Below are 1,399 nucleotides of genomic sequence, written 5' to 3' on the forward strand. Positions count from 1 at the left end.
GACGGCGTCACCACGCGCAGGCCCTGCTCCTCGGCCTTGGCCTTGGACTTGGAGCCCTCGTGCAGACCGACACGCACGTCGACACCCGAGTCACGGAGCGACAGCGCGTGGGCGTGGCCCTGGCTGCCGTAACCGATGACCGCGACCTTGCGGCCCTGGATGATGGACAGGTCGGCGTCGGCGTCGTAGAACAGCTCGGCCACTTTGGGTTCTCTCCTTGTGTGCAGGTGTTGCGTCCCACCGTATGACGGCGGGCTGAGATGAAGTTTCGGGGTCTCGGTATACGGGCGGCCGGAGCCGCCCGTATACCGCGTCACGCGCTGCGGTCGAGTGCGCGCAGCGAGCGGTCCGTGATCGAACGGGCGCCGCGGCCGATCGCGATGGTGCCGGACTGGACGAGCTCCTTGATGCCGAAGGGCTCCAGCATCTTCAGCATCGCGGACAGCTTCTCGCCGCTGCCGGTGGCCTCGATGGTGACGGCCTCCGGGGAGACGTCGACGGTCTTGGCGCGGAACAGCTGGACGATCTCGACGATCTGGGAGCGCGTCTCGTTGTCGGCGCGCACCTTCACCAGAACGAGTTCGCGCTGAACGGCCGAACCGGGTTCCAGCTCGACGATCTTCAGCACGTTGACGAGCTTGTTCAGCTGCTTGGTCACCTGCTCCAGCGGCAGTTCCTCGACCACGGTGACCACGATGGTGATCCGGGAGATCTCGGGGTGCTCGGTGACACCGACCGCGAGCGAGTCGATGTTGAACCCGCGGCGCGAGAACAGGGCGGCGATCCGGGCGAGGATGCCCGGGGTGTTCTCCACCAGGACGGAGAGCGTGTGCTTGGACATGATCTGCTTCCTTTACGGCTCTCAGTCGTCTTCGTTGTCGCCGAAGTCGGGGCGGACGTCCCGGGCGGCCATGATCTCGTCGTTGGACGTGCCGGCGGCGACCATCGGCCACACCATCGCGTCCTCGTGGACGATGAAGTCCACGACGACGGGACGGTCGTTGATGGAGTTCGCTTCCGCGATGACCTTGTCCAGGTCCTCCGGCCGCTCACAGCGCAGACCCACGCAGCCCATCGCCTCGGACAGTTTCACGAAGTCCGGCACGCGCGTGCCCTTGGCGTCCGGGTTGACGTCCTCCGGGCCGCTGTGCAGGACGGTGTTGGAGTAGCGCTGGTTGTAGAAGAGGGTCTGCCACTGGCGGACCATCCCGAGGGCACCGTTGTTGATGATGGCGACCTTGATCGGGATGTTGTTCAGGGCGCAGGTGGTCAGTTCCTGGTTGGTCATCTGGAAACAGCCGTCGCCGTCGATCGCCCAGACCGTGTGCTGCGGCATGCCCGCCTTGGCACCCATCGCGGCCGGGACCGCGTAGCCCATGGTTCCGGCACCGCCGGAGTT

General features: G+C 66.1%; 2 protein-coding genes and 1 pseudogene. All 3 read right to left on the reverse strand.

Annotated elements, in window-relative coordinates:
• Positions 1 to 203: pseudogene (locus ABZT02_RS46145) on the reverse strand (ketol-acid reductoisomerase); the annotation flags it as partial.
• 110 nt (positions 204 to 313) lie between these two features.
• Complete coding sequence (ilvN, locus tag ABZT02_RS46150) at positions 314 to 841, reverse strand: acetolactate synthase small subunit (protein WP_069766166.1); 528 nt, start codon at positions 839 to 841, stop codon at positions 314 to 316.
• Positions 842 to 862: 21 nt separating this feature from the next.
• Positions 863 to 1,399 (reverse strand): thiamine pyrophosphate-dependent enzyme (locus ABZT02_RS46155; RefSeq protein WP_356029480.1); only part of this gene is annotated, 537 nt, incomplete at its 5' end.

This window comes from Streptomyces sp. NPDC005402 (assembly GCF_040606575.1).
GTDB lineage: Bacteria > Actinomycetota > Actinomycetes > Streptomycetales > Streptomycetaceae > Streptomyces.

Bases quoted from the DNA above. Each gene is read 5' to 3' on its own strand.
- ilvN (WP_069766166.1), bottom strand. From the start codon at position 841: ATGTCCAAGCACACGCTCTCCGTCCTGGTGGAGAACACCCCGGGCATC.